At 41.3% G+C, this 960-nt stretch carries 1 protein-coding gene; it reads right to left on the bottom strand.

Annotation, left to right across the window (positions count from 1 at the left end; all coding sequences use genetic code 11):
• Window positions 1–960 (bottom strand): AMP-binding protein (locus AC1DUW_RS30495; protein WP_477644401.1); only part of this gene is annotated, 960 nt, incomplete at both ends.

The raw sequence follows: 960 nt of genomic DNA, 5'->3' as shown, positions 1-960 counted from the left end.
CCATTAAGCAAACCACCCATTAGCAGGTTCCACATCATCCAACCTGTCGTTGTGAACCAGAAAACGGTATCTTCGGAAGTCATACTTTGATGCAATCGTGTGGATTTAAAATGCTCCAATAAAATGCCCCCATGCCCCTGTACAATCGGTTTTGGCATTCCGGTTGTACCTGATGAATRGAGGATCCAAAGCGGGTGATCGAATGGAACACTTTCAAAAGATAGTTCCGCTGTTTCGTTTAAAAGGGTTGACCATGGAATTATTTCCTTCAGATTTACCTCAAAGTTCGTTTTATCTATGTACGGAATCAGCACTGTATGCTTGATAGTGGCTATTTCCTTTTGCAGCTGCGAAACAACTGAGGTTTTATCATACACGTTCCCATTATACTGATACCCGTCAATTGCAAGTAAAACAACCGGTTCAATTTGCTTAAAGCGGTCAATGACACTTCTTGCCCCGAAGTCGGGTGAACAACTCGACCAGATGGCGCCTATACTTGCTGTTGCCAAGAACGCTATGACGGTTTCAGGGATATTTGGCATATAGGCCACAACACGGTCACCCGATTTCACACCAAGTTTTCTTAATGAATGAGCGACAGAGGCAACTTTTTCTTTCAGCTCTTTCCAGCTTACCTCTTGCTTCTTGATAAGCTCGGAACGGAAAAAAATCGCCGTTTTATCTTCTTGATCATTCGATAATGCATTCTCTGCATAATTGAGTCTCGATCCTTCAAACCACTTTGCACTCAGCATCGAATTATCTGCTAAAACCTTGTCATATTTTCTTTCAGCTTTTACTTCACAAAAATCCCATATTGACGCCCAAAAGTTCTCTAGCTCAAAAACCGACCATTTCCATAGCTCATGATAATTATGAAACGCCAAACCTTTCTTTTCCTTTAACCAATTCACGTATTGAGTCAATACTGTTTGATCGATTTGTTCTTTACTCGGT

Source organism: Peribacillus sp. P4_C12 (genome assembly GCF_056402095.1).
Note: the sequence above shows the minus strand (reverse complement) of the source record. Positions and strands in the feature narration are given on the sequence as shown.